This window comes from Paenibacillus paludis, assembly GCF_042610515.1.
Lineage (GTDB): Bacteria > Bacillota > Bacilli > Paenibacillales > Paenibacillaceae > Paenibacillus_AQ.
The window spans coordinates 40,438-64,445 of record NZ_JBGJZP010000003.1 but is presented as its reverse complement, the minus strand read 5'-3'; the positions used below and the strand labels follow the sequence as shown (position 1 = coordinate 64,445).

28 protein-coding genes are annotated in these 24,008 nt (G+C 51.0%); 8 read left to right on the top strand and 20 right to left on the bottom strand.

Annotated elements, in window-relative coordinates:
• Positions 1 to 72 precede the first annotated feature (72 nt).
• Positions 73 to 945, top strand: coding sequence for a helix-turn-helix domain-containing protein (locus ACAN56_RS06845; RefSeq protein ID WP_038590349.1), 873 nt, complete (start codon positions 73 to 75; stop codon positions 943 to 945).
• 6 nt (positions 946 to 951) lie between these two features.
• On the opposite strand, the gene ACAN56_RS06840 is transcribed toward ACAN56_RS06845, so the two are convergent.
• A complete protein-coding gene (locus ACAN56_RS06840) occupies positions 952 to 1,164 on the bottom strand; it encodes a hypothetical protein (protein WP_038599512.1) in 213 nt (70 codons plus the stop codon).
• A gap of 185 nt (positions 1,165 to 1,349) precedes the next feature.
• Here ACAN56_RS06840 and ACAN56_RS06835 point away from each other — a divergent pair, with 185 nt between their 5' ends.
• The 5 genes from ACAN56_RS06835 to ACAN56_RS06815 all read left to right on the top strand — a co-directional run bounded on the left by ACAN56_RS06835 (position 1,350) and on the right by ACAN56_RS06815 (position 5,268).
• Complete coding sequence (locus tag ACAN56_RS06835; RefSeq protein ID WP_038590347.1) at positions 1,350 to 1,868, top strand: DUF3231 family protein; 519 nt, start codon at positions 1,350 to 1,352, stop codon at positions 1,866 to 1,868.
• A gap of 113 nt (positions 1,869 to 1,981) precedes the next feature.
• Positions 1,982 to 2,563 (top strand): YitT family protein, encoded by a 582-nt coding sequence (locus tag ACAN56_RS06830; protein WP_038590344.1) that lies wholly within the window; start codon positions 1,982 to 1,984, stop codon positions 2,561 to 2,563.
• Between the two features lie 98 nt (positions 2,564 to 2,661).
• Entirely contained in the window at positions 2,662 to 3,924 is a 1,263-nt protein-coding gene (locus ACAN56_RS06825) for a DNA polymerase IV (RefSeq protein WP_038590341.1), read from the top strand.
• A gap of 129 nt (positions 3,925 to 4,053) precedes the next feature.
• Positions 4,054 to 4,821, top strand: a complete 768-nt coding sequence (locus tag ACAN56_RS06820; RefSeq protein ID WP_038590337.1) for a threonine/serine exporter family protein — start codon at positions 4,054 to 4,056, stop codon at positions 4,819 to 4,821.
• A 24-nt stretch (positions 4,822 to 4,845) separates the two neighbouring features.
• A complete protein-coding gene (locus ACAN56_RS06815; RefSeq protein ID WP_339225855.1) occupies positions 4,846 to 5,268 on the top strand; it encodes a threonine/serine exporter family protein in 423 nt (140 codons plus the stop codon).
• Between the two features lie 155 nt (positions 5,269 to 5,423).
• Here the strand turns inward: ACAN56_RS06815 and ACAN56_RS06810 are convergent, their stop codons facing one another.
• Both ACAN56_RS06810 and ACAN56_RS06805 read right to left on the bottom strand, forming a co-directional pair.
• The gene (locus ACAN56_RS06810) at positions 5,424 to 5,945 is read right to left on the bottom strand and encodes a GNAT family N-acetyltransferase (RefSeq protein ID WP_379141527.1); all 522 of its coding nucleotides are present in this window, start codon (positions 5,943 to 5,945) and stop codon (positions 5,424 to 5,426) included.
• A 3-nt stretch (positions 5,946 to 5,948) separates the two neighbouring features.
• A complete protein-coding gene (locus ACAN56_RS06805; protein WP_379141525.1) occupies positions 5,949 to 7,970 on the bottom strand; it encodes a Na+/H+ antiporter in 2,022 nt (673 codons plus the stop codon).
• Between the two features lie 259 nt (positions 7,971 to 8,229).
• Here ACAN56_RS06805 and ACAN56_RS06800 point away from each other — a divergent pair, with 259 nt between their 5' ends.
• Positions 8,230 to 8,985, top strand: a complete 756-nt coding sequence (locus ACAN56_RS06800; protein WP_379141523.1) for an MBL fold metallo-hydrolase — start codon at positions 8,230 to 8,232, stop codon at positions 8,983 to 8,985.
• Between the two features lie 121 nt (positions 8,986 to 9,106).
• Here ACAN56_RS06800 and ACAN56_RS06795 read toward each other — a convergent pair whose 3' ends face one another.
• The 16 genes from ACAN56_RS06795 to ACAN56_RS06720 all read right to left on the bottom strand — a co-directional run bounded on the left by ACAN56_RS06795 (position 9,107) and on the right by ACAN56_RS06720 (position 20,717).
• Positions 9,107 to 9,967 carry a beta-1,6-N-acetylglucosaminyltransferase gene (locus ACAN56_RS06795; RefSeq protein ID WP_379141520.1) on the bottom strand — a complete coding sequence of 287 codons (861 nt, stop codon included), beginning with the start codon at positions 9,965 to 9,967 and terminating at the stop codon, positions 9,107 to 9,109.
• 82 nt (positions 9,968 to 10,049) lie between these two features.
• Positions 10,050 to 10,925, bottom strand: coding sequence for a VOC family protein (locus tag ACAN56_RS06790; protein ID WP_379141518.1), 876 nt, complete (start codon positions 10,923 to 10,925; stop codon positions 10,050 to 10,052).
• A 196-nt stretch (positions 10,926 to 11,121) separates the two neighbouring features.
• Positions 11,122 to 11,859 carry a metallophosphoesterase family protein gene (locus ACAN56_RS06785; protein ID WP_379141515.1) on the bottom strand — a complete coding sequence of 246 codons (738 nt, stop codon included), beginning with the start codon at positions 11,857 to 11,859 and terminating at the stop codon, positions 11,122 to 11,124.
• A gap of 41 nt (positions 11,860 to 11,900) precedes the next feature.
• Positions 11,901 to 12,287: a hypothetical protein gene (locus ACAN56_RS06780; RefSeq protein ID WP_038590321.1), complete on the bottom strand. Its 387-nt coding sequence runs from the start codon at positions 12,285 to 12,287 to the stop codon at positions 11,901 to 11,903.
• 11 nt (positions 12,288 to 12,298) lie between these two features.
• On the bottom strand, positions 12,299 to 12,631 hold the full coding sequence (locus tag ACAN56_RS06775) for a GNAT family N-acetyltransferase (protein WP_379142041.1): 333 nt from the start codon (positions 12,629 to 12,631) through the stop codon (positions 12,299 to 12,301).
• Between the two features lie 12 nt (positions 12,632 to 12,643).
• Complete coding sequence (locus ACAN56_RS06770; RefSeq protein WP_379141512.1) at positions 12,644 to 12,850, bottom strand: hypothetical protein; 207 nt, start codon at positions 12,848 to 12,850, stop codon at positions 12,644 to 12,646.
• Positions 12,851 to 12,866: 16 nt separating this feature from the next.
• Entirely contained in the window at positions 12,867 to 13,046 is a 180-nt protein-coding gene (locus tag ACAN56_RS06765; protein ID WP_038590313.1) for a hypothetical protein, read from the bottom strand.
• Between the two features lie 421 nt (positions 13,047 to 13,467).
• Entirely contained in the window at positions 13,468 to 13,890 is a 423-nt protein-coding gene (locus tag ACAN56_RS06760; RefSeq protein WP_379141510.1) for an Rrf2 family transcriptional regulator, read from the bottom strand.
• Positions 13,891 to 13,954: 64 nt separating this feature from the next.
• Positions 13,955 to 14,770: a hypothetical protein gene (locus ACAN56_RS06755; protein WP_379141508.1), complete on the bottom strand. Its 816-nt coding sequence runs from the start codon at positions 14,768 to 14,770 to the stop codon at positions 13,955 to 13,957.
• 27 nt (positions 14,771 to 14,797) lie between these two features.
• Positions 14,798 to 15,382 carry a DJ-1/PfpI family protein gene (locus tag ACAN56_RS06750; RefSeq protein WP_038590304.1) on the bottom strand — a complete coding sequence of 195 codons (585 nt, stop codon included), beginning with the start codon at positions 15,380 to 15,382 and terminating at the stop codon, positions 14,798 to 14,800.
• 32 nt (positions 15,383 to 15,414) lie between these two features.
• A complete protein-coding gene (map, locus tag ACAN56_RS06745; RefSeq protein WP_038590301.1) occupies positions 15,415 to 16,161 on the bottom strand; it encodes a type I methionyl aminopeptidase in 747 nt (248 codons plus the stop codon).
• 380 nt (positions 16,162 to 16,541) lie between these two features.
• Positions 16,542 to 17,171: an SGNH/GDSL hydrolase family protein gene (locus ACAN56_RS06740; protein WP_379141505.1), complete on the bottom strand. Its 630-nt coding sequence runs from the start codon at positions 17,169 to 17,171 to the stop codon at positions 16,542 to 16,544.
• A 93-nt stretch (positions 17,172 to 17,264) separates the two neighbouring features.
• Entirely contained in the window at positions 17,265 to 18,119 is an 855-nt protein-coding gene (locus tag ACAN56_RS06735) for a DUF2785 domain-containing protein (protein ID WP_379141501.1), read from the bottom strand.
• Positions 18,116 to 18,859, bottom strand: coding sequence for an alpha/beta fold hydrolase (locus tag ACAN56_RS06730; RefSeq protein WP_379141499.1), 744 nt, complete (start codon positions 18,857 to 18,859; stop codon positions 18,116 to 18,118). The genes ACAN56_RS06735 and ACAN56_RS06730 overlap by 4 nt, the downstream gene beginning before the upstream one ends.
• Positions 18,860 to 19,060: 201 nt before the next feature.
• A complete protein-coding gene (locus ACAN56_RS06725) occupies positions 19,061 to 20,239 on the bottom strand; it encodes an NAD(P)/FAD-dependent oxidoreductase (protein ID WP_379141496.1) in 1,179 nt (392 codons plus the stop codon).
• Between the two features lie 40 nt (positions 20,240 to 20,279).
• Positions 20,280 to 20,717, bottom strand: coding sequence for a helical membrane plugin domain-containing protein (locus ACAN56_RS06720; RefSeq protein ID WP_379141494.1), 438 nt, complete (start codon positions 20,715 to 20,717; stop codon positions 20,280 to 20,282).
• A 326-nt stretch (positions 20,718 to 21,043) separates the two neighbouring features.
• Between ACAN56_RS06720 and ACAN56_RS06715 the strand changes: the two genes are divergently transcribed.
• A complete protein-coding gene (locus ACAN56_RS06715; protein ID WP_038590284.1) occupies positions 21,044 to 21,661 on the top strand; it encodes a nitroreductase family protein in 618 nt (205 codons plus the stop codon).
• An 81-nt stretch (positions 21,662 to 21,742) separates the two neighbouring features.
• Here ACAN56_RS06715 and ACAN56_RS06710 read toward each other — a convergent pair whose 3' ends face one another.
• Positions 21,743 to 23,932 carry an alpha-galactosidase gene (locus tag ACAN56_RS06710; RefSeq protein WP_379141490.1) on the bottom strand — a complete coding sequence of 730 codons (2,190 nt, stop codon included), beginning with the start codon at positions 23,930 to 23,932 and terminating at the stop codon, positions 21,743 to 21,745.
• Positions 23,933 to 24,008 lie beyond the last annotated feature (76 nt).

Below are 24,008 nucleotides of genomic sequence, written 5' to 3'. Positions count from 1 at the left end.
TATTTCACACTCAAGATTGCGAATGACACCAGAACTGCAGGCTGCCGACAATTTGCTTTGAAAGGAGTAATCATGACATTCAGTCCTTCTTATATCCATCTGGCTGCTCCGCCGTTCCCCTACTTTCTGGAATGCGACCGCACTGTATATCAGCCGGGGGATCAGCACCCGAACCGCAACCGTATGGGGAAGTTCGATCTGATTATTGTAGAACAGGGCACCCTGTTCATTGGCGAAGATGAGAAAGAATGGGAGGTTGCGGCCGGGCACACTTTGCTGCTGCTGCCAGACCGTTATCACTACGCTGTCAAACCTTGCGAGGAGATCACCACGTTTGTATGGATCCATTTTCACACGGTGGGGGAATGGATTGAAGCCGAGGGCGATCCGGTGTATGCCGGCCGTGAAGCACATTTCCAGCAGTTTCTCACACATCCGTACACGATCCGTGTACCGCAATTCGGTCCGCTCCCGGACCCCTTTGAGCGGAGCGGGCAGGCGGAGCTGCTCCTGCAGCTGAGCCGGGACAGACGGTCAAGCGCGGTATGGCAGCAACAGCGGATCTTTGAGGAGATGCTGCGGATGATGGATCTTGCGCAGCAGGACGCTGCAGGCAGCCATGCTGCCGAGATTGCGGAGCAGACGGAAGCCTACATCCGCAACCATTACGCAGAGGCGCTCACCAATGGCTCGCTCGCGGATGCCCTCCATTTTCACTATAACTATCTCGCCCGCTGCATGAAGCGCGTCTATGGGCTGACGCCGATGGAATATTTGACGGATTACCGCCTGGAGCAGGCCAAGCTGCTGCTGCTCAAGACAGAGATCCCCATTTCCGGGATTGCGGAGCGCACAGGCTTCGAGAGCGCTGCCTACTTCTCACGGCGTTTTGCCCGCAAAGTCGGCATCTCACCGCTGCGCTTCCGCAAGCGTTATTCACGGTAAGCCGGATCACTCATTAGCGAGAGCACGAAACTCATACAACTCCCGGCTGTAGGACAGTTCCCCGATACGGACACAATTAGGGGTGTATTCTCTAATCTGCCCGCCAAACTCCAGAATATCATCTTTTATTTCTTTCACGGCGACCGCCACTTTGACTTCTGACAGCGCGGCCGCCAGCAAATCAATATCGCTCTCCAGCACTTTATATGTATAGTCCATCCAACCTTCACCCGCCTTGCTGACTTTATGCATTTAATCGTAATCTTTACTATTAATATATATTGTTTGGCTGTCCTGTACAAGTCTTAATTGCTTAAATCAACCCTTCCTTCGAATAAAACAGAGGATGCCGGACAACCTAACTTCACGTTTCACCACCTTATCAGTGAAGGAGTTTTGCAACGATGGGAGTTCTAAACGGCAATCCCAAAGACGAACCGCTGCACTATGGCGAAATATTTAATCTATGGCAATTTTCCGCTACCGCCAAAATGTCATTATCCACACTACAGGCATTTCATTATCACGCTGGCGATCAGGATCTGAAAAAAATAATTGATGATCTCATGGACCAGTCGCAGCAGGAAATAAAAGATTGCGACAAGCTGCTGAAGACCCATGGCTTCACACCGCCCCCTGCACTGCCCGACCGCCCCTCCGTTAAGCTCGATGAGATTCCTGCCGGAGCCCGTTTCTCCGATCCGGAAATCGCCGCTTCCCTTGCTGGCGCAGTTTCCCTGAGCCTAGTCGTATGCAGCCAGATTATGGGGACTTCCATCCGTGAGGATATCGGGGCCATGTTTATGAAAAATCATGCGCAAATGGCCGCTTTAGGAATGGCTGTGCTGAAATTGAATAAAAAGAAGGGCTGGCTCGTACCTCCGCCGCTGCAGCTCAAAAAGCCGGAGCCTGCTTTGGTCTAGTAATATCCCCGTCCCGTCTAATCCTGCGCAAGCAGGATTTTTTGCTGTATAGCTATTTTTTCCCATTTCCAAGCATATTCATTAAGACAGGCCTAAATGTGGAGATGTTGAATATGCGCTCAAGTGTAAGGTACGCCATTATTTTGCTGGGAAGTTTGCTGATTGCTGCAGGAACTAATTTTTTTCTGGTCCCCTACAAAATTCTTGATGGGGGAGTCATCGGCATCGCCCTCATCATCAACTATATATCCGGCGCAAAAATTGGACTGGCCATTGTCCTGTGCAGCCTGCCGATTTTCTTGCTTGCCTGGCTTAAAGAACGGGACATCTTCTATAACAGCGTACTGGGTTTGCTCACCTCCTCGTTTTTCATTGAAGTCCTCGGACCGCTCCAGTACCACTTTCTGTACTATATTGAGCTCGGCTCCATCTCCAGCGCCATTCTCGGCGGCTTTCTGATGGGGAGCGGTTTCGGGATTATGCTGCGGTTCAAGGCCAGCACAGGCGGAACAGATCTGCTCGCCAAGTTTATGAAACGCTATATTCCGCTCAATGTCGGCGTCATTATTTTTCTGACGGATTTCCTGATTATCGGCGCGGGTGGCCTGCTGATCTCCAAGGAAACCTTCTTGCATTCGATTCTGACGATCTTTTCGGGCGGAATCGCTACGGGGTTATGTACGCTCGAAAAATAAGCCTCTTGACTGAATGGAAATAACTATGCATATACACGATCATATGTTCGTATTATAATAAGGTCAAATTCAGCCGCTTGCCTGGAGAGTGTGAACCTATGAACAGAGATCGTGTCATTATGCTATCCGATTGCCAGAGCTTCTATGCCTCGGTCGAGAAGGCTGCCAATCCTCTCTACAGCCATAAACCGCTGGTCGTTGCCGGCGATCCGGCCAGACGCAGCGGGATTGTACTCGCCGCTTGCCCCTTAGCCAAAGAGCATGGCGTTACCACTGCCGAGACCTTAAAGGAAGCGCTGGCGAAATGCCCTGAGCTTGTGGTCGTCCGTCCCCGTATGCAGCACTACATCAACGTTTCCTCGCAAATCACCGATATTCTGCGCAGCTTCAGTGATCTCGTAGAGCCTTATTCCATTGATGAGCAGTTCATTGATGTCACGGGCAGCTCCGCCTTGTTCGGCAGTCCGCTGTCCATCGCGGCCGCGATCCAGGATTCCGTCCGCCAGGAGACAGGCGTGTATGTACGTATCGGCATCGGCTATTCCAAGGTTACTGCCAAGATGGCCTGCGATCTGTGGGCCAAGAAAAACGAAGGCGGCCGGTTTACACTCACCCGCGAACAGCTGCCCACCCTGCTCTGGCCGCTGCCGATTTCGCAATTGTTCATGGTCGGCCGCCGGATGTCCGCCCATTTCCATAGCATGGGGCTTACGACCATTGGCCATGTGGCCCAGCTGCCGCTGGCCGAGCTGAAGTGGCGCATGCGCGAGAAATTCCGCAAGAACTGCGATATAGACGCCGAGCTGTACTGGCGGATTGCCAACGGCATTGACGACAGTCCCGTAAACCCGCATACCCACGAGGTTCCACCCAAGAGTGTCGGGCACCAGATGACCCTGCCCCGGGACTACCGCACACTGAAGGAAATCAAGACGATTCTGCTGGAGCTATCCGAGCTGGTGTGCAGACGCTGCCGCAGCCTCAAGGTGAACGGCGCGGCCCTGTCCGTCGGCTGCCAGGGTGCAAGCTTTGAGATGCCGACCGGCTTCTCCCGCCAGACCGTAATGAACGACCCCACCAATGCCACCAATCTGGTCTACGAAGCAGCCGTAGAGCTTTTCCAGCGGCACTGGGACAACCAGCCCGTACGCAGGGTCAACCTCAGTCTTTCCACGCTCTCCGACGAAAGTGAGTACCAGCTGACACTGTTCGAATCCCGCCCCCGCTACCGCGAGCTTGAACGGGCTACTGACAATCTCAAGAACAAGTATGGAGATACGATTATCGGCCGGGCTGCGTCTTTCACCGATGCAGGACAAATTAAGGATCGGGCCGGCAAAATCGGAGGACACTACAAATAAACGGTACTGCTTTTACACTGCCTGAACGGGAAAAGTACTTAAAAATAAATTAAATGAATAAGGGTTGATATTTTCAGGTATTGCGGCGACAATCGAATATATAACATTCCCGGGGAGGATCGAAAGAAGTTGGATAGCACAAGCAATAACAGCAATACTTCCACGCATGAAATTATCGATCTCTGCCTGCTGGCTGGTAAAATCATGCTGCAGAGCGGTGCGGAAACTTACCGTGTGGAGGATACCATGACGCGTATGGCGGAGGCACTCGGTTTTCCCGGGGCGCACAGCTACGTGACGCCAACGGTCATCATGTTCACAACCAGCAGAACCGAACCGGTGAAGCTGTTCCGGATTGCCGAGCGGACGACCGATTTGCAGAAAGTGTCGGAGGTCAACGACATCTCGCGCCGGCTGAGCGAACGACAGCTCAGCGCGGCAGAAGCCCGCGAGCGCCTCGGCGTCGTGGACGATGCCGCACATGCCTATCCGGCATGGCTGCAGATCGCCGCAGCCGCCCTCACCGGAGCCTGCTTCACAGTAATGTTCAAGGGGAGTCTGTGGGACGCCCTTCCGGCTTTGCTGGTGTCCGGGCTTGGATTCGCCGCTGCTACCTATCTGCACCGGCTCGTACAGATCCGATTCTTTGCAGAATTTACCGCCTCATTCCTGATCGGACTGTTCGCGTTCTTCTCCGTCAAATTTGGCATTGGCCGGGAAATGGATAAGATTATCATCGGCTCCGTTATGCCGCTGGTCCCGGGTCTGCTCATTACCAATGCGGTGCGTGACCTGATGGCCGGGCATCTGGTTTCCGGCCTCTCCAAAGGTGCCGATGCTTTCCTGACCGCGTTTGCGATCGGGACTGGCATCGGTCTTGTGCTGTCGCTTTTTTAACCCATGTGAAAGAGGTAGCAATTCATGATTTTGCAACTGATAACCAGCTTTATCGCCGCTGCATCCTTCTGCATTCTGTTCAATGCCCCGCGGCGCGCGCTGCTGCAGTGCGGCTTGGCCGGAATGGTAGGCTGGATCCTGTATTTGGAGCTTGATGAAAGATGGGATACGGTAATTGCCACCTTTGCGGCAACCGTAGTCGTCGGCGTCATCAGCCAATTCTTTGCCCGTTCCTTCAAGATGCCGGTCATTATCTTCAGCGTCGGAGGGATTATTCCTCTTGTCCCGGGGGGACTTGCATATGACGCTATGCGCAAATTCGTGGAGAACGACAATAACCAGGCGATTCAGATCGCCGTACAGGCGTTGCTGCTCTCTGGAGCGATCGCCACGGGACTTGTGCTCAGTGAAGTGCTTGGACAAATGTTCCGCCGGAAGAACAAGTAGACACGCGCAGAAAAGAGCCTCCCCTTACCGATCACCTATAGCTATGATTACAGGGACACCTCGGCTAGAGCTGCTTGGTCTGCAGCGCATAAAAAGTCCGCCTGCGGCAAGGAATTCATCCTTGCCGCAGGCGGACTTTTGGGTATAGGGGATATTTACTGCAGCTGGCCAATGATCTTCTGGTAGCTGACAATATCCAGCCATCTGCCGAACTTGCTGCCGATCTCTTTGAACAGGGCACTCTGCTCGTATCCATGCTTCACGAACAACCGGCGGCTCGGCTCGTTATCGGCGCACACCGTAGCCACCAGTACATGAAACCGGAGCTCCACGGCCCGCTCTTCGATAAAGCGCAGCGCATGGCCGCCCAATCCCCGGCCGCCGCAGCCCGGCTTCAGGTAGATGCTGATTTCACCGGAGGTATCATAGGCCTGTTTATTCTTATGTCTGGCAATCAGCACATAACCCACCATTTCGCCGTCCTGCATAATGGCATAGGATTTGAACCGCGGATCGCCGCTCAGCACCGACTGGCGCATTTCCGGCAGGCTCTGCGGCTCAGTATGAAAAGAAACTGTAGTGTTCAACACGTAATAATTATATATATCCAGCACTTCAGCCAAATGCGCTTCCCCGATTTCTTCAAACAACAGCCCGCTCGCAATGATTTCGCCCATTTGTTAATCCTCCCAGATTGATGTTTCCAATTGATCCACGAACCGGCGCAGCTTGCCGGCTACCTTGAGATTAATCGCTCCGTTTTGGTACATCTGCTGCACCGTGTCGCGCTGCTCCTGAATCGCCTTCAGCTTCAGCTCCAGCTTCTCATCGTCGATTACGCCATCCTTGCTCCAGCCTTCCCCCTGCTCCAGCCGTGACTCCAGCCGCTCATATTTGTCAATAACCCGCTGCGAAGCCTGGCGATTTTCTTCGCTCATCTCGGCGCTGACCGCTGAGACGGCTGCCTGGCACATCGCGATCTTCGCTTTCCGGGCACTCTCGGCATTCTGAACCGCCCGCCTTCCTTCCTCACCGTTAAAACGGCCGGTGAACAATCCCGAGAATAAGCGTTGAATCTCTGTCAGGGAGAATTTGACCTGTGTATCGAACCGCCGGCACAGAACGGCCTGCGTATGATCCAGCAGCTCTTCCATCTTCACTGCTACCGGAGATTCAATCTGACCTTGTTCCAGCATACGCCGCAATGCTGCCCGTTCCGCATCGAGGCCGTTCAGCCGCGCTTCAACGCCAAGCCGGCGGAAGCGCTCCGTAGCCACATCATTTTCCGGTTGGGGAGCGCATAGTCTGTCGATCTTGTCGGTGAACTCCAGCAATGCAGGCTGCGTTGGGGAGCCGGGATTCTCCGTCGTCAAGCTCCGTAGCATGGTCATTCCTGCATCTATCACCACCGATCTGGCTGCAAGCTCCGTGTTCTGCGGCCGGACGGTTTCGTCAACGGCCTCTTCTTTTCCCGCAAGGATAGGCAGAAAGATACTGGCAATCACCAGCGACATGAGAATAACACCTGCCGCGAGCGCAATGATTAAATCCCGTTCCGGAAACAGGGAACCATCTCCAACAACCAGTGGAATGGAGAAGGCCCCGGCCAAGGTTACAGCTCCGCGGACGCCTGAGATCGAGATAATCAGCTGTGTTTTGAGCGGTGACTTCTCTGTCTTCAGCCTGCGGCTCTCTACTAGCGAATAAACATACACCCAGAGGAAGCGGAGTAGAATGAGCAGCGCCGTAATTGCCAGCACATAGCCGGCCACCATAAAGTTATTCAGCGTTTCATCCCGGTAGATGACTTCAACTACATCGGGAACGGAGATGCCGAGAATGAGGAAGACCATCCCGTTCAGGATAAACAGCAGCACCGACCAGGTACTCGCTGACACAAGCTGCAGCTTGTATTGCGGAGATACAGCCCGGTCTTTCTCGATGGCATATACGATACCGCCGGCAACAACGGCCAAAATGCCGGATACGCCGACTTCTTCACTAATCAGATAAATAATGAACGGAGTAAGAATCTGCAGCAGTACATGGACGGTAACATCCTCCATGCCTAATCTGCGGATGAGCACGCTGAGCCGGATAAGCAAAAATGACAGCAGCGCCCCCAGCAGCAGCCCTCCCGCCGCGATGAGGATAAAGCTGAACGTTGCTTTGGGCAGGGAGAACACCCCGGTAACCGCAGCAGCAATGGCAAACTTAAAGGCTACCAGACCGGAGGCGTCATTCATCAATGACTCGCCCTCCAGAATCCGGTGAATGCCCTTCGGCAAATGAACCCTTCCGGCCAAGGCGCCTACCGCCACCGCATCGGTCGGCGAGAGAATGGCCGCCAGCGCAAACGACGCCGCCAGTGGAATCGAGGGTATCATCCAATGGATCGCATATCCCGCAACAAAGACGGTGACAAAGACAAGGCCCAGCGCCAGCAGCAGAATGGGCGCTCTAAGGTTCCAAAGTTCATCGCGGGGTGTCCGCTTACCGTCATTGAACAGCAGCGGAGCAATAAATAATACAAAAAACAGCTCAGGCTCAAAGGTCATATGTATTCCCGTGGGCATCAGTGCAGCAATAACGCCCAGTCCAATCTGAATCAGCGGAATTGGCACAAACGGGATAAACCGGTTCACGATGTTGGAGGCCGCGATCAGCCCCAGAATTAACAGTACGGCAAGAAAAGTCTCCAAGCTGCATCAACTCCAAAAATGATTTTCCCATTTATTATATCCTAAATGTTTATATAGGGGCAAAATGCAATTTTCATATTTATGTTTAGCCGAAAAAGTTCACCAATTTATATATTGACAAATAATTATTTTTGTGTTATAATATAATATTTTTCTATTGCGCTATATTTCTGTTTTCAGTATGATATGCATTAGCCTCACAGCATGAATCTTATCAAGCATGGGAGCACGGGCTCACTAACTTTTTAGGAGGAACATTATGCATATCGCCAAAGGAATAGACATGCTTGAGATTTCCGTTCAAGTTATGGGCGGAAAAGAAACGATTTACCCCACCCTGCTTTGGGACGGACAAGCCGCCACTCTCGTAGATACGGGTTACCCGGGGCTGCTGTCCACATTTAGAAAGGCTGTGGAAGAAGCCTCTGTACCCTGGAATCTGCTGCGCACTATCCTGATTACCCATCAGGATCTCGATCATATCGGGAGCCTGCCCGCTCTGCTGGAGCAGGCTGAAACCGAGCTGACCGTACTGGCGCACGAAATTGAGAAGCCCTATATTGAGGGCGATAAAATGCTGCTCAAGCATACGCCGGAAGCGCTGGCTGCCGCCGAAGCCATGCTGCCGCCTACAGTACCGGAAGAATGGCGGCATGCCTTTCTCTCCGTGCTTGCCCATCCACCAAAAGGAAGGGTCGACCAAACGCTCATTGGCGGGGAACAGATTCCTTGTGGCGGCGGAATAACTGTGATCCATACGCCCGGCCACAGCCCCGGGCATCTGAGCCTGTACCATCAGGCTAGCTGCACACTGATTGCCGCTGATGCCCTCACGGTGCGCGGCGGAGAACTGTACGGGCCAGATGCAGCGGCGACACCCGACATGGCTACCGCACTTGCTTCTTTGCAGAAATTCGCCGATTTGGAGATCCGGCAGGTGATTTGCTATCACGGAGGATTGTACCGCGGTGATGCAGGCCGCCGGATTGCCGCGTTGTCACAGGGGGAAGCGTAACTGGATGCAGAACAAGCAGGAGGCAAGGCCGGTAGATCCGGCCTTGCCTCCTGCTGAAATCCCGACCGCTCCCGGTAATCAAATCAGGATTGAAGAGCTTTTGACCCAGTGGTCCTAAGGTTCAACACTTTTGCAGAAGATCCTCGACAATACTGCGGTCTACATCCAAGTCAAACTTGCGGCCCCAGAAGCATCCCTGTCCTTGTGTGCGGATTCGTTCGTAATCCACCGCCCTGAGCGTTCTTGGGAACTCCGGTCCGGTCTCCCAGTCTGTATAACGTTTGATTTCATTCACTACATTATCCTTAAACGGACTATTCAAAATAATCGAATGAAAGAATATTTCGTCACCGCAGAATGAGTTCTTGAACAAACGGATGTAACCTGGAGAAGTACGGGTGAATTCCAGAATATACTCCATGCACTCACCGGTAATCGACATCCAGTTTGAGCCTTTATATAGTTTATCCGGGAGATGCTTCAGACTCCGCTTAAGCCAAGGCACCGACATCACCAGATTAATGTACCGGTTGCGCACCTCGGAGACTGTTTTTACCCGCGATACAAGAAATTTTGGATAATAGACAGAAACCCGATAGTAGCAGCCCCACATCTCCGCTTCATTAGGCAGTTGCAAATACTTCACAAATTCCTTCCCCTCGTTCTTCTGGAAGAACTCCACAATCGTTCCATTGGAGACAAGGGGCAAATCCTGCCCGCTTATGATATGAATATAATTATAGTAACCATGCTGCTTAATCAGCTCAAAACCTTTAAGAATGCATTCAATCTGGCTGTAATGTCCCCACTGCACTTCAACAGGATCTTTTACAAAATGAATATGTTCACGGTGAACAATTTGCTCTTCTATGCCGCTCTTCTTGTCTACATGCAGGAAAAAATCCACATGTTCATCACTTAAACGATCAATCAGCAAATTGATCTGCTCAGGATTTTTATGACAAAGGATTACGTATGCCATTTTGAATTTCTGCAAAATTTACACCCTTTCACTCATTCATTTCCAATTATTATAGGGGAATGAGTGAAGATGGACAAGCAAATTATTCCGATTGCGAGTTCACCACCAGCTTCAAACCGATGTTCCATGGATCTTTGAGCGAAAGGATGCCGTCTGCCTCAGTTACTGTATAACCAGCCTCCCGCATACGCTCAGTCACTTCCGCCAGCTCCTGTCTGCTTGACAGCAGCAGTGTAAAATAATCGATGCCGGGTGCATCAGACGGAGCCGCCGGAGCACCCTGCCCCGCCCAGATATTGAGGCCCATATGGTGGTGATAACCTCCCGCCGAGATAAACAGCGCCGAGTCTCCATAATGGGTTGTTGGCTCAAAGCCCAATGCATCCACATAAAATTTCTTCGCTTGGTCAAGATCACCTACATGAAAATGCACATGTCCGATCACGGTGCCGGCAGGCAGGCCGTTCCAGGTTAAGCCTTCAGCAGCGGCCAGCAGACCATCGGCATCTACCGGGTCCGTAGTCATAATATAATCCCCTTCTGCATCACGTTTCCATGTATCACGCGGCCGGTCCCGGTACAGCTCAATTCCGTTATTATCCGGATCCTGAATGTACAGCGCTTCACTTACCAGATGATCCCCCTGGCCGATATGAATCCCAGAGTCAATCAGATTGCGCAGCGTGAGCCCCAGGCTGGGGCGGTCAGGCACGAGAATGGCGAAGTGGTACAAGCCCGCTGCCGAATTCCGGCGCAGAATTTGCGCGCCTTCGATCTCCCGCAGGATGAGCAGTACACGCTGCCCGTCTGCCGTCATCTCCACCTGGCGCCCGGTCTGGCGCAAGATCTTCAGTCCCACAACATTCTGGTAAAAAGCGAGCGAACGCTCCAAATTGCTTACTCTTATCTGCACTAAACCAATTTGCACACCCTCATGCAATGTCGCTGTTGCCGTCATAATATCTCCTCCTGAATAAATGCTGGTGTCCGTGTCTAGCCGCTTTTTGCAGCTTAGTCTTTACACCTTCCATTTTTGCAATTCACACTTGTAACTGTTTCCGTTACAAATTAACTAACTTTAGTATAGTTGCACTCCATAAGTTTGTCAATTACTTTCAAAAAGAAAAGCCAGACCCGTCAGGTCTGGCTTAGCATTAGTGATCCACGCCCTTGCCTCTATATTCAGCAGTTCTAAGCTCCTTAATATAGGGTTCCAAGTCAGGCATATGCGATTCCTGTGCCTGCTGCACAGCCAGTTCGATATCGTAGGGAACTCTGACGAATTGCAGATTTAACGGTGCCAATGCACGATCTTGATCCCTTCCCTCCATAATTAAATACGAGGCCTGGGTAAGATCGAGCGGATTCCCTACACTGCCTACATTCAGTAACGTCCTTCCGTCCAGATGCTGAAGGTACGCATTATGAACATCCCCATATCCGGCTATATCCGCCATGATTGGTTCCTTGCACAATCCGGAGGATAGGAACAGGGATAAACGCTGTTCGTAATCATCCCAGGGCTGGACCCGCTCATTTAAGCTCCGCGGTGAGGCATGGAATAAACGGATGAACTTTCCGCTCATCCAGAATTCAATCGAGAACGGCAGGGAGTTCAGATAATTCAGGCGGTCCTGGCCGAGCAGTTCCCGATGCCATTGTACAACGGCGATTTCGCTGGGCCGTCCGATGAATTCATCCCAGTTGCCCATCACAACTTCTTCGCAGTGCTTCTTCACCAGATCAACTGCCAGGTCTGAGCTAGGTCCTTTGCCGACAATGTCTCCGAGACAAAAAATCCGGGTGATGTTACGCCCGTGTATATCCGCGAGTACCGCTTCAAGCGCCGGCACATTGCCATGAATATCAGAAATAATTGCAATTTTTTCCACTGAAGTTCCTCCGTTTGGTCCATTCTTATTGTCTTGCTTAATCATTTCAGCAATTTAATGCCGCTGTATATTCTCTTCTCTGCGGTGGCTGTCCGAATCCAGTTCAATAAGTCCTCCCTGGTGAACAAGAACTCGTCATCAATTTTAATGTACGGAAGCTTTGCTTTTGTAAAAGGTCCATTATTGCTCAGAATTGCATTTTCCGCTTTCATAATATTGAGCACCTGCTCTTCTTCCAGCCCCAGAAAATATGCGGCCTCCTGAAGCGTCATTAATGCCTTGTCCTGTTGCTGCAGCAGAGTATTCTGGGCTTGCAAAGCATTTCCGCTGCTACCTGCCTTTTCATGGCTGATGACCAGGCAGCCGACAATAAAACAAACACCAAGAATAAGGCTGGCCCCCAGTATAGATAAATGGTTATTTTTCATAAAGTATCCCCTTATTTCGTACTGCCCTCATATTCAATGAGCCAGCAGTCCCTGAATTCTCCCTCATGCCATTCATGCTCTACAAGCAGCTTCCTCCGCACAAAACCAAGTTTCTCATACACTCTCAGCGCCCGGTGATTCCAGCATTGCGGGTCCATCACAATCTTGTCCGCCTGCTTCGACTCGGTAAGATATTTAACTGTCTCCCCCACGAGCTGCGAACCAATTCCTTGATTCCAGAATGCAGTTTCGCCGATAAACTGGTCCATGCCGTAAATTCTGCCTTCAAAATCCGTATACCCATACTCCGCTTTCTCTTCAGCATCAATAGGATAGAACTGTATGTATCCAACACCCTACGATTTATAACAGACAATCCCGCGCGTGATTTCCCCGGCTTCCTCTTCATAAAAGTGCTCCAGCACCATCGCCATTGTATGCGGACGGTCACGTCCTTCATAATACTCCAACAGAAACGGATCGGAAAGCCATTTCACAAGCAGCTCCGCATCGGGAGGCACCAGTCTTCTAACGCTTAGTTCCTGATTGTGATATAAGATCATTGCAAAGCTCCCCCTTTTACAGGCGTTTATCAATAATATGCTTATTCTCCTTAATTTCTTTGCGCAGCAGCCTGATCTCCTGAATCAAAATATCCAGTTTGTGCGAAGTTTTCGAATCATCTATCGCTTTTCTAATAATCAGCATAAATACCAAGAGGCTTAACAAGCCTAGAATCACAGCCAGAAAGGTCATCATTCAAATCCCATCCTCTTTCACAAAAATCATTCCATTTCGTATGCCTTGTGTCAGTCTAATTCATTTGGAATATTGTGTAAAGCTCCCGCTACGTTATCGCGCTCTCCATTTCCTTATACAGGAACAAAAAAGTGACCCTGCCAGCGTCCGGCAGGGTCAAGGTCTATTATAAGGGGGTCATGTGACTACTATAACCGGCAAAGCTTAAATCCGGATGAAAATTTAATAAAGGTTTGCTGAATTTTGTAGAATCATCGGATTGCAGCAAACCAAAAAAATTGGAGCCTGCCGAGGCACGGCAGGCTCCTAGCAAAAATGCATCCACTGGGGGGTGGAGATCTTTAATATACTCCTGAAACCTTAAAGAAACATAAGTTTTTGCTAAAAGTTTACTTAAATTACTCTTAATCCCCTTCCCTGCTCAGTAAACAGAGATCTGATTTATAATCTGGTCCAAGGTAACCTCCTGCAGCACATTCTCCATCGCTTTCTGGGCGAGGGAGAATACAGGCACGATGGCACCGGCGATGTTCTTGCCAACCGGACAATCGGGATTCGGGTGCTCATGCACGGAGAATAAAGAATCCTCCTCCACCGCATTAACCGCCCGATAAATCTCCAGCAGCGTGATCTCAGCTGCAGTGCGGTTCAGCTTGGCTCCGGCCACACCGGGACGGACATCAACCAGTCCCGCTTTGTTCAGCATGCCTGTAATTCTGCGTATGACCACCGGGTTGGTATTGACACTGCCAGCGATCCATTCGGAGGTGCTTTTGCCTTCCTTGTTGCTGTCGATTAACGTAAGAATATGAATAGCCACCGCAAACCGGGTGCTGATGTTCATGGAAATCTCTCCTTTATTGCCCTAAACAAAAGAATGCTTTGGATGCAACAATAATAGTTACATTTTAGCACATTGTCAATGCTGTGAGGAGGTCCGCAACCTGGTCCGGATATTTTTTACTCAGCCGGGCTTTGCCCAGATTGCTCTTCACAATCTTCAGCATCCGGGGATCGCCGCTCTGTACAAATCTGCGGAGCATAGCAAAACCTGCTTCCGGCTCGCTGGCCACAAACAGACTGAGACTATATTCTAAACCCTTGGACAACACGCGATAATGCTCCCGATCGCCTTGTCCCGGCTCAGAGGAGAGGATGCCTTCCATAATGCCGCCGGCCAGATCCAGGCTATACCGTGCGTTGATCTGCTCCTTGAGCAGCGGCGGATGGGCTAAAGCGGCAACAAAGGCGCGCTGTTCCAGCAGTGTAGCCTCCGCTTTCCATGAATCCAGCAGTCCCTGCAGAAGCGAAAAATCATATTCTCCAATGGTCTGCAGACCGAGCGCCGCGGCCTCGCGCAGCCGCCATCTGTAATCATTCATGGCAGTCTTCAGCAGGCCTTCTGTCAGGGTGCGCCGCACTGCATCAGCATACCCGTAATGCGCACAGCTGGCCTGTACAGCACAAAAAGGCAGAAACTCGCGGGGATCATTAGCAGCAGCCTCGTGGTCCGAAATAAGCGCCCATGACGAAAGCATTGCCCATGAGGTCTCCGTTACAGAAGGCCGGGCAAAAGACATCGCGAAGCTCTCTGCCAGCTCCAGATTGGCTCGTGGTCCGGGCAGGCCGCTCCCGTCCAGCATATAACCGGCAAGCAGGGGCCACTGCTCCTCCGTCTCCATCCATTCCCGAATCGGCACTGGCACCGTCTTAGTTACAGTCATCCTAATTCCCCCGTTTTCCTGGACAGCTTATTGCCGCTGTACAATGCCCTGCATCACATAAGGATAATCAATTTGCTTCTTCACGGAGAGCATGGCCTCTTCACCGGCAAGCAGTGACATGACATGCAGCCCCAAATCAATGGAGGCAGACACCCCTCCACCGGTAATTATACTGCCGTCCTGTACAATCCGCGTCTTCACCACACTGCCACAATAGGGCGCCAGCAGATCGTACGCAGCGGGATGCGTCGTTGCACTGCGTCCCTCCAGAAATCCGGCGGCTCCCAGCAGCAGTGAGCCTGTGCATACAGAAACCTTATAAGGCACATTGGCGGCTCCCCGCAGCCAAGAGATAAAGGACTCATCGGTCCGGAGCCTTCTCGTTCCCATCCCGCCGGGTACGAAGACTAAATCATATTGCGACAGATCCGGCAATACTGTGCCGATCTTGACCGTAAGCCCCAGCTCATCGGTCACTTCTTCCGCAACACCGCAAATATCCCATTCCAGCCCTTCACCTGGGGCAAATTGTCCCAGCCGGTAGATAACATCATAGAATCCGGCAAAATCGAGAAAAGTAATTCCATCAAAAAGAATAAAGGCCATTTTCAACTTCGCTAGCTCCTCTCACCCTCGGCAGGGTTCTATGCGCTTGTCAGAATGATCGGTTTGCCCTTAGTAATTATAATGGTGTGCTCATACTGTGCTACCCGGCTATTGTCCTTCACACTCAGTGTCCACCCGTCCGACTGCTGTTCTACAAAGTCAGCCCCGGTAGACAGGAACGGCTCAATCGTAATGACCTGATTTTCTTTAAGCACCGTAGTTACCCGCGGATTATAAAACGGGAGAATTTCGAAAGGCTTCTCATGCAGTGATTTCCCGATGCCGTGGCTGCATAAATTGCGTACGATTTTGTAGCCGCGTTTGCGTGCTTCACTCTCCATCACTCTGCCAATCTCATTCACCTTCATGCCTGCTCGAAGATGATTGATTACGCTCATCATGGTTTCCTCCGTGCTGCGGCACAGATGTACAAGCTTCTCGTTATAGGGCGGCAGTTGAAAAGAAACGCCGGAGTCACTGTAATAACCGTTAAGCTCGGCCGATACGTCAATATTAATCAGATCACCGGGGTTAATGACGCGTGAGCCGGGAATGCCGTGAGCCACCTCTTCATTAATGCTGATGCAGGTGCTGCCCGGAAAATTATAGGTAACCTTCGGAGCCGATTTTGCACCAAATTGCTCCAGGATCTTCGCCCCCACCGCATCAAGCTCGGCAGTCGTCATACCTGGTTTTACATGTTTCTTCATCTCGGCGATAGTGTAACCTACCACCTTGCCGGCTGCTTTCAGACCTTGCAAATCCTCTGCTGTATCGCTCGTCATTCTTTTAACATTCCTCTCGCTCTATAAGATGTACTCGATATTTATTATTTCGGTATAGATTGTTAACCTCTTCATAAATAATGTATTCCTGATACGCTTCTCCGAACACTAGCTTCATCTTGAGGTTTGTGCTGACGCCCGGTGGCTCTGAGAATTCCTTCCGTTTATTCAGGCTTAGCCATGAGCTTGTTAGATGAAGTATCGGTAATATGTACCCTACAATTATAACAGTCTTCAGGTGCAGAGTGAAATGTCCGTGCATTGGTCTGCCTCATCCAATTTTCAGCTCCGCGCATCAAAAAGACCGGTCCGCTATAAAATAACGGACCGGTCTCTGAACACACTCAGATGGGATAGCTTTAACAAAATCATTAGGCGTTCTAGTTAATTGCTCCTACCGCTTTCAGCCAGGCTTCGGCAATGAGGGCATGTCCGGCCGAAGAAGGATGCACGCCATCCCCTGCCCAGAACGCTGGCTCCGCTTTAACGGAAGCCGCAGCGAACAGGCCGTCGAGCGGAACCAGCGGGGCCCCGTACTCACGTGCCAATTCACGCACAACATGGATTTTGGGATCCAAATCCTGACGCCAATTCTTGCGGTCTTCCGGCACAGGCAGTACGAACGGCTCAATCAGCACCAGCTTGGCATCCAGCGCACTCATTGTACGCTCGATCAAATCACGGTAAGCGGCTTCAAACTCGGCAGCAGTAGTTTCTTGGCCGGAGTCAAAGCGGCGCCAGGTATCATTAATCCCGATATAAATGGACACCCAGGTCGGCTTCAAGTCCAGGCAATCCTTATCCCAGCGCAGCTGCAAATCCGTAATGCGGTTGCCGCTGATTCCCCGGTTAATGAACGTCAGATTCTTCTCCGGATACTGCAGCCCGAGACGTGCGGCGGCCATCATTGCATAACCTACGCCCAGTGATGAAGCGTCTTCATAATTGCGCCCGCAATCGGTGATACTGTCACCCTGGAACAAAATGATATCGTTTTCTTTAAATCCCATGTTTAAATCCTCCTATAAAACCACTGAATGGTATAAACATATTCCATTATATCAAATAGAATTTCTCCGGACACCCTCAATTATGGCAGGATTTCAAAGCGCACTTCGCATTGTGAACTTATTTAAATTTATTTCGGCAGACATGAAAGTCCCCTCAAGCTGTTGTCCACGGATATGGCTGCCCCGTCTGAAATAGAGAGCCCGGAGGAAATTTTTGCAATTGATCCGGTTAATATCCACACTGCGGGTCCTCGGCAGGCTGCCGCATTCCCCGAGAGCGCTAATCCAGCCGGCAAGCTGTTCCTCCGGAAGCAGGCTATGGAATACCATGGAGTCGACGATAGTGGCTATCCGCTCATCCTCTTCTTCATTGAAAATGTACGTGCCGTTCTGGAGCATACCCTGTACCGCATCCAGGACTTCCAGCTGCACCGCCGCATCACTCTCCGGGCACTTCACCAGTTCATCCAGTGCATCTGCCGCGTGGGCAGCAGCGTGGGCCCAGCCGTTTTCTTCCAGATAGCCGCGTAAATCCTTCTCTGTTCTGTAGTAGCGGAGAAGCGAATCCTTCAAACTCATGAAATCAGCTTCCTCCAGAAATGGCTGCAGTCTGTGCTGCTGTATAATCAAAGCTGCCGGCAACACAGAGAAGGTCCGCGTGAATACACTTTGGTCTCCTGAACCGCCGATGTCGTAGAACAAATGCCGCTCATCGGTCAATACTCCAAGCAAGCTGCGCAGCTCATCTGTGGTGAACAACTGCTGCTCAGATATCCATTCATAAAATGTCGGATAAATAAGCAAATCCCGAAGCTCCGGATCCGGGTCGCCGATATACTCCAGCATCCGGCTGATGTAATCTCCTGCCGCTTCACCATCACGCAGCTGATAATGTTCCTCCTCGATTCTTTGCAAATCCAGCTTTAGCCCGTTTCTTGTATCCGTCATTCTTCCACCCCTTCAGGTCTATTGGTACATTGTGCAATCATTGCCGTAATCTCTTCAATGACAATCTCCGGCTCATCATGGTGAATATAGTGCCCGCTGCCTCCCGCGATCCTCTGGCGGCCAGCCGCAGACCACCGCAAGAATCCCCTCTGCAGCTTCTGCTCCAGCTCGAGGATTGCAGTCGACGGCCAATCCCCTTCTCCTTCATCAGGGAGCCCTCTTGTAATAATCGACATCGGGTGAGTACCCGGCCATTGGAGCTCAGTTTCAGCTATCTGCCTATAACTCGCCAGCTTGTCAATGTTCTCGCTGTTCAGCAGAGGATTCTCCAGATAAGCCCTGTTTGCCGGGATCAAATGCACGGGCAGAACCTCCTCATAAGCAAGCTCCTTATACTCCGGTACGCCATCCACCAGAACAAGTCCCGCTGTGCGGGAGCGAAATTTTGCGGCAAACTGTCTGGCGACCAATCCGCCAAAAGAATGTCCTACCAAGATATACGGCGGCTCCACTGCCAGCTTGGACAGTAACCTATGCAGTTCCTGAACCAGGTCATCACAGGTACGGGGACCCGATGCTGCTGTGCTTGCACCGATTCCGGCCCTGTCATAGGAGAGGGTTGTCGTTAACGCCGCTATCCGATCCTGTACCCCACTCCAGGAATCACCCCCGTCTCCCAAGCCGGAGATGAAAATAACCGCCGGTGCGCTTTTTTGTGTGTATCTATAAAACAGCATCATACCGGCCTCCTGTTACCACACGTATTCAATATACATCCAAAAACAAATTCAGTTTAAATTAATTTCCAGTTATTAACTATGTAATTCAGCACAGAAAAAAGATCCCCTTCCAGCACCCGCACCTCAAGAAAAAACCAGGTGTTTTCGGGTAACTAAAAGGGGATCCTATGAACTGCTTCCAGCAAAACCGGCTAATGAATATTAATACGCCAGACTGAACAAACCTTTGATATGTGTCAGATAACGGATGTTGCTTGCTTCTTTCATCATCGTTGCAGGCAAGCCTTTTAATGGCGTTGAGTTGCCGCCGATAATAGCAACCCCGTCTTTACGGCCCAGGCTGGCGAGTGTGCCCGAATTGACCGGACTAAAGGTATCCAGCGATTTATTGTTCAGGTAAGCATACAGATTATAGCCGATCAGCTCACCCATCTGCCAGGCGATTTGTGCAGTCGGCGGATAAGGACGGCCGTCCGGAGCAAATACAACAGCACTGTCACCAGCAACAAATACATCAGGATGCGATGTGGATTGCAGGAATTCATTTACCGTTGCACGTCCACGGTTAACTTCAAGACCGGATTCACCGATCAGCGGATTTCCTTGTACACCGCCGGTCCATACGAATGTGTTGGCCACAATTTTCTGGCCATCCTTCAGATCAATGGTGTTGCCCTCCACATTGGTAACGGCTAGACCAGTCAGGAATTGTACGCCGCGTGCAGCAAGACTTGATGTAGCGCGTTCGATCAGGTGATCGGGCAGTACCGGGAGAATCTTCGGACCTGCTTCCACGAGCAGCAGCTTGATCGCTTTTTGATCCACCCCATAACGTTTGGTGAACTTCGGCAGCACGTCGGCAATTTCACCTACAAGCTCAACACCCGTCAATCCGCCACCGCCGATTAGAATCGTCGCGTCAGCTTCATTGCCGGTTTTTGCGTACTCACGGATCCGGTCTTCGATATGCCCGTGAATTTTATTGGCGTCGGCAGCCGATTTCAATACCATGCTGTATTGTTCAAGTCCCGGAATTCCAAAATAAGCCGTCGTGCTGCCAAGGCCCGCAACAAGGGCATCGTAAGTAAGATTCGTGCCATCCGAGAGCGCAATTTGTTTGCTTTCAACGGAGAAGGATTTTACTTTGGCAATTTTAAGATCAATGTCTTTACCGGCAAAAAGCTTCGCCAGCGGCATAGCAACAGCTTTCTCTTCCACGCTGCCTGCGGCAAGACGATGCAATTCGGTAATAATCTGGTGGGTTGGAAACTGGTTGACAACTGTGATCTTTGCTTCAGCCTTGCTCATATATTTGCGCACTGTCAAGGCACTCAGCAATCCGCCGTAACCTGCTCCTAGAATAACAATATGTTTTGACATATGATGTTTCCTCCGTCCTTACGTATGAGATTAGAATTAATTATTTCTGCTGGCTGCGTTCGCCGCTGACTTGCAGGTAAGCATTCATAAAACGGAGAAGCTTCTGAACCTGCGGATCCTTAATCATCTTCATCATTCCGAACACGCTGATCGTCTCGCTGGTTTCATTTGCCCGGTCTTTCGCCTCGATCACAGTAGCCGCCATATTCTTGACGGAACCTACTACCGGCTCGGCAATTTCTTTAATAGCGCCCACCGTATCATTCTTGAGTACTTCATCGGATGCAACCGACTGTACAAAGTCCATAGACTTCGTTAATACACCTACAAGCTGTGTAAGCTGCGGCAGCTGTTCTATCAAGGTTGTTAATGATTCCTGAACTTCCGGCTTCAAAAGCTGATCCAGAACATCCTCTTTGGTTAAAGAGGCTTTCGGTGCTTCCTGTTCAGGAGTGGTTTGCGTAATTGTTTCTGACATTGTTGGACTCTCCTCTGCATTAGCTTGTAACGCTTGATAATAGTCAATTCAATAACCCATACATCTATTATAACACCTATTATGTAATAAACGTCACAATCTTTTTGCCTCTATAACCTTATTTTGTGATTAAAATCACTTCTTTTCTGTCGTTTTTATTAATTATCTTCTATTTGAACTTAATTTCACGATTTAGTGTAATTCATCATTGACGATTCCCAATTGCCGTGCTATCTTAAGTAAGTAACCATTAGTAAGTAGGTTTATTTACATAAGTTATTGATATTTATTAACTATTAATTTATAACCATTTGGAGGTATTTATCATGAGTACTTTTACAGATTTGGTGCAATCCCGCAGATCAGCTATGAATTTCGTGGAAGGGATCAAGATCCCGCAAAACGAACTGGAGGACATGTTCTCTCTCACCCGGCTCGCCCCTTCAAGCTCCAATTTGCAGCATACACATTACAAGGTGATCAGCGATCCGGCACTGAAGGAGGAAATCCGCAGAGGTGCTTATGACCAATATAAAATCCACACGGCTTCCGCCGTTATTATTGTGCTCGGAGATAAGCTTGCCTATCAGCAGGCACCGGAAATTTACAGCGGACTGAAATTGCTTGGCGCTATGAGCCAGGAGGAATATGATAACACCATTCAATCCATCAACGATGCCTATGAAGGAAATGATGCTTTCCAGCGTGATGAAGCCATTCGCAACGCCTCCCTGTCCGCCATGCAGTTCATGCTGATTGCCAAGGATAAAGGCTGGGATACCTGCCCGATGATCGGCTTTGATCCCGAAGCCATCAAGGCCACCCTCAATATCCCGGACCATCTTGTGCCGGCTCTGATGATTACCATCGGCAAAGATTACAAACGCAAGATCAGACCGCGCGGCTACCGCAAGCCGGTAAATGAGTTTGTTGAATTCTTCTGAGATGGACCCTTGCAACCTGCAAAAAGGCCTTGCCGCAGTATCGCGGCAAGGCCTTTTATGATAATAACAACCGGTTAAATCCTAGACTCTGCGGAAACGCCAGAGCACGCTCTGGAAATCACCGTGCAGATTCGGCAATGGCAGCCCTGCATACATAAGATGATCTCCTCCATACACGCCTCCGCCTTCCAGCCACTCATAATCCGCTTCGGGATCCAGTCCTTTCAGGCGAAGATAATACAGTGAATCATTGGGCTCGGCCAGTGTCCGGGCATACACGACGACAGCCTCGGATTTATCTTCAGCCGCAATCAGCCATGCGGTCTCGTTGCCTTCAAACGGGCTGAGCAGTCTGTACTGCTCCCCGAACTGCACCAGCGGCCGCAGCTCCTTGTAGAGCGCTACCTGTGCTTTTACCGTTTCCTTCTCTTCTTCCGTAAACTTTGTCAGATCCAGCTCATAGCCGAAATTGCCTGACATTGCGACATGTCCGCGCAGTTCAAGAGAAGTATTGCGGTGTACCTGATGGTTCGGCACGGCCGAGACATGGCTGCCCATGGAGCTAAGCGGATAGACGATGCTCGTTCCATACTGGATTTTGAGTCTGCTGATCGCATCGGTATTATCGCTTGTCCAGGTCTGCGGCATATAATAGAGCATTCCCGGATCGAAGCGCCCTCCCCCGCCGGAGCAGCTCTCAAACAGGACATCCGGAAACTCCGAGGTAATCCGTTCAAGCACTCCATAAAGACCGAGCATATAACGGTGCGCCGTTTCCCGCTGTCTTTCCGGCGGCAGCAGCGCAGAGCCAATTTCGGTCATATTGCGGTTCATATCCCATTTCACATAGGAGATTGGCGCGCTGCGCAGCACATCGGCAATCCTGTCGCCGATCGCCTGGCAGACATCCTCACGGGAGAAATCGAGCACAAGCTGCATCCGTCCTTCTGTTCTGCGGCGGTCCGGCACATGCAGGCACCAATCGGGATGCCGGGTGTACAGTTCGCTGTCCGGCGAAATCATCTCCGGTTCGAACCAGAGGCCAAATTGCAGGCCCAGCCCGTTTACACGCTTGGCCAGATCATCCAATCCCTCCGGCAGCTTATTCGCATCCACGAACCAGTCCCCCAGTGAGCTGCGGTCATCATTGCGGCGACCGAACCAGCCGTCATCCAGCACAAACAGCTCCAGTCCAAGCTCGCTGCCGGCACGGGCGATGTCTTCAATCTTGTCGGCGGTGAAATTGAAATAAGTCGCTTCCCAGTTATTGACGAGTACTGGCCGGGTACGGTCGCGGTGGGTGCCGCGGCTCAGCCGGGTACGGTACAGCTTATGATAGGTCCGTGACATCGAACCGATGCCATCCGCCGAGAAGACCAGTACAGCTTCGGGAGTCTGGAACGCCTGTCCCTGCTCCAGCAGCCAGTTGAAGTCGAAAGGATTAATCCCGATGGATAAGCGGGTTGTCTTGTACGGCTCAACCTCAGCCTGTGCGCTAAATCCGCCGCTGTAAACCAGGCTGACGCCATATACCTCGCCATGGTCTTCATCCGCACCTTTGGACAGCAGGGCGATAAATGGATTCTGTGCATGGCTGCTCGCTCCCCGGCGGCTCTCGATACCCTGCATGCCGGAAGCAAGTGCTCTGCGTTCCACATATCGCTCCCTCGCCCAGGACCCGGACAAATGAAGCATATCGTAATTCGAGTCACGGAAATCCACACTCATGCTGAGTCCACGCAGCAGCCTCAGCGACTGGCTGCCTTCATTGACAAACCGCACAGAACGGGTAATGGCGTTCAATTCATTAAATACGGTATAGCAGAGGATAATCCGCAGCCCGGCCACAGGATCGAGCAGCTCGATCTCCAGTGTATCGGCTTCCTCTTCATGCTCGGTATATGTAGCTGGCAGCCCCTCAAGAGCAGGCTTTCCCCGGTAAATGCGGTGTTTGTCATACAGCGCCTCGGAAGCCGTAGTTCCGTTCTCAGCCTGGATCTGGTAGGCTGGATGGCGGAAATCACCCACACCATAAACCGGGTACTCCTGTGCTATCGTATCGTAAGAGATAGACATGTCCTCAGGATATGGGGCTGGCGAGAAGGAGCAGCGTTCAGTCCGCTGTAGGATGGACGACAGACCGGTTGAACGGATTTTTCTGCCCCAATATACATGCGCCGGAACTCCGGTCGGCAGCAACTGAATCACGTAGCTGGTTGCCTTGCTCTGAAGATGAAAGATGCGTTCGTCGGAAAAATATTGAATTGCCATTGGAACCTCCTGAAAGTTTGTGAGCATCTGCTTCCTTGATTAGCATCGTACAAACTCGCTTGGGAAGCATCAGCTT

Coding starts and splice junctions, on each gene's coding strand:
- ACAN56_RS06845 (WP_038590349.1), top strand. CDS start 73: ATGACATTCAGTCCTTCTTATATCCATCTGGCTGCTCCGCCGTTCCCC.
- ACAN56_RS06840 (WP_038599512.1), bottom strand. CDS start 1,164: ATGGACTATACATATAAAGTGCTGGAGAGCGATATTGATTTGCTGGCG.
- ACAN56_RS06835 (WP_038590347.1), top strand. CDS start 1,350: ATGGGAGTTCTAAACGGCAATCCCAAAGACGAACCGCTGCACTATGGC.
- ACAN56_RS06830 (WP_038590344.1), top strand. CDS start 1,982: ATGCGCTCAAGTGTAAGGTACGCCATTATTTTGCTGGGAAGTTTGCTG.
- ACAN56_RS06825 (WP_038590341.1), top strand. CDS start 2,662: ATGAACAGAGATCGTGTCATTATGCTATCCGATTGCCAGAGCTTCTAT.
- ACAN56_RS06815 (WP_339225855.1), top strand. CDS start 4,846: ATGATTTTGCAACTGATAACCAGCTTTATCGCCGCTGCATCCTTCTGC.
- ACAN56_RS06810 (WP_379141527.1), bottom strand. CDS start 5,945: ATGGGCGAAATCATTGCGAGCGGGCTGTTGTTTGAAGAAATCGGGGAA.
- ACAN56_RS06800 (WP_379141523.1), top strand. CDS start 8,230: ATGCATATCGCCAAAGGAATAGACATGCTTGAGATTTCCGTTCAAGTT.
- ACAN56_RS06795 (WP_379141520.1), bottom strand. CDS start 9,967: ATGGCATACGTAATCCTTTGTCATAAAAATCCTGAGCAGATCAATTTG.
- ACAN56_RS06790 (WP_379141518.1), bottom strand. CDS start 10,925: ATGACGGCAACAGCGACATTGCATGAGGGTGTGCAAATTGGTTTAGTG.
- ACAN56_RS06780 (WP_038590321.1), bottom strand. CDS start 12,287: ATGAAAAATAACCATTTATCTATACTGGGGGCCAGCCTTATTCTTGGT.
- ACAN56_RS06770 (WP_379141512.1), bottom strand. CDS start 12,850: ATGATCTTATATCACAATCAGGAACTAAGCGTTAGAAGACTGGTGCCT.
- ACAN56_RS06765 (WP_038590313.1), bottom strand. CDS start 13,046: ATGATGACCTTTCTGGCTGTGATTCTAGGCTTGTTAAGCCTCTTGGTA.
- ACAN56_RS06760 (WP_379141510.1), bottom strand. CDS start 13,890: ATGAACATCAGCACCCGGTTTGCGGTGGCTATTCATATTCTTACGTTA.
- ACAN56_RS06755 (WP_379141508.1), bottom strand. CDS start 14,770: ATGACTGTAACTAAGACGGTGCCAGTGCCGATTCGGGAATGGATGGAG.
- map (WP_038590301.1), bottom strand. CDS start 16,161: ATGACGAGCGATACAGCAGAGGATTTGCAAGGTCTGAAAGCAGCCGGC.
- ACAN56_RS06740 (WP_379141505.1), bottom strand. CDS start 17,171: ATGGGATTTAAAGAAAACGATATCATTTTGTTCCAGGGTGACAGTATC.
- ACAN56_RS06735 (WP_379141501.1), bottom strand. CDS start 18,119: ATGACGGATACAAGAAACGGGCTAAAGCTGGATTTGCAAAGAATCGAG.
- ACAN56_RS06730 (WP_379141499.1), bottom strand. CDS start 18,859: ATGATGCTGTTTTATAGATACACACAAAAAAGCGCACCGGCGGTTATT.
- ACAN56_RS06725 (WP_379141496.1), bottom strand. CDS start 20,239: ATGTCAAAACATATTGTTATTCTAGGAGCAGGTTACGGCGGATTGCTG.
- ACAN56_RS06720 (WP_379141494.1), bottom strand. CDS start 20,717: ATGTCAGAAACAATTACGCAAACCACTCCTGAACAGGAAGCACCGAAA.
- ACAN56_RS06715 (WP_038590284.1), top strand. CDS start 21,044: ATGAGTACTTTTACAGATTTGGTGCAATCCCGCAGATCAGCTATGAAT.
- ACAN56_RS06710 (WP_379141490.1), bottom strand. CDS start 23,932: ATGGCAATTCAATATTTTTCCGACGAACGCATCTTTCATCTTCAGAGC.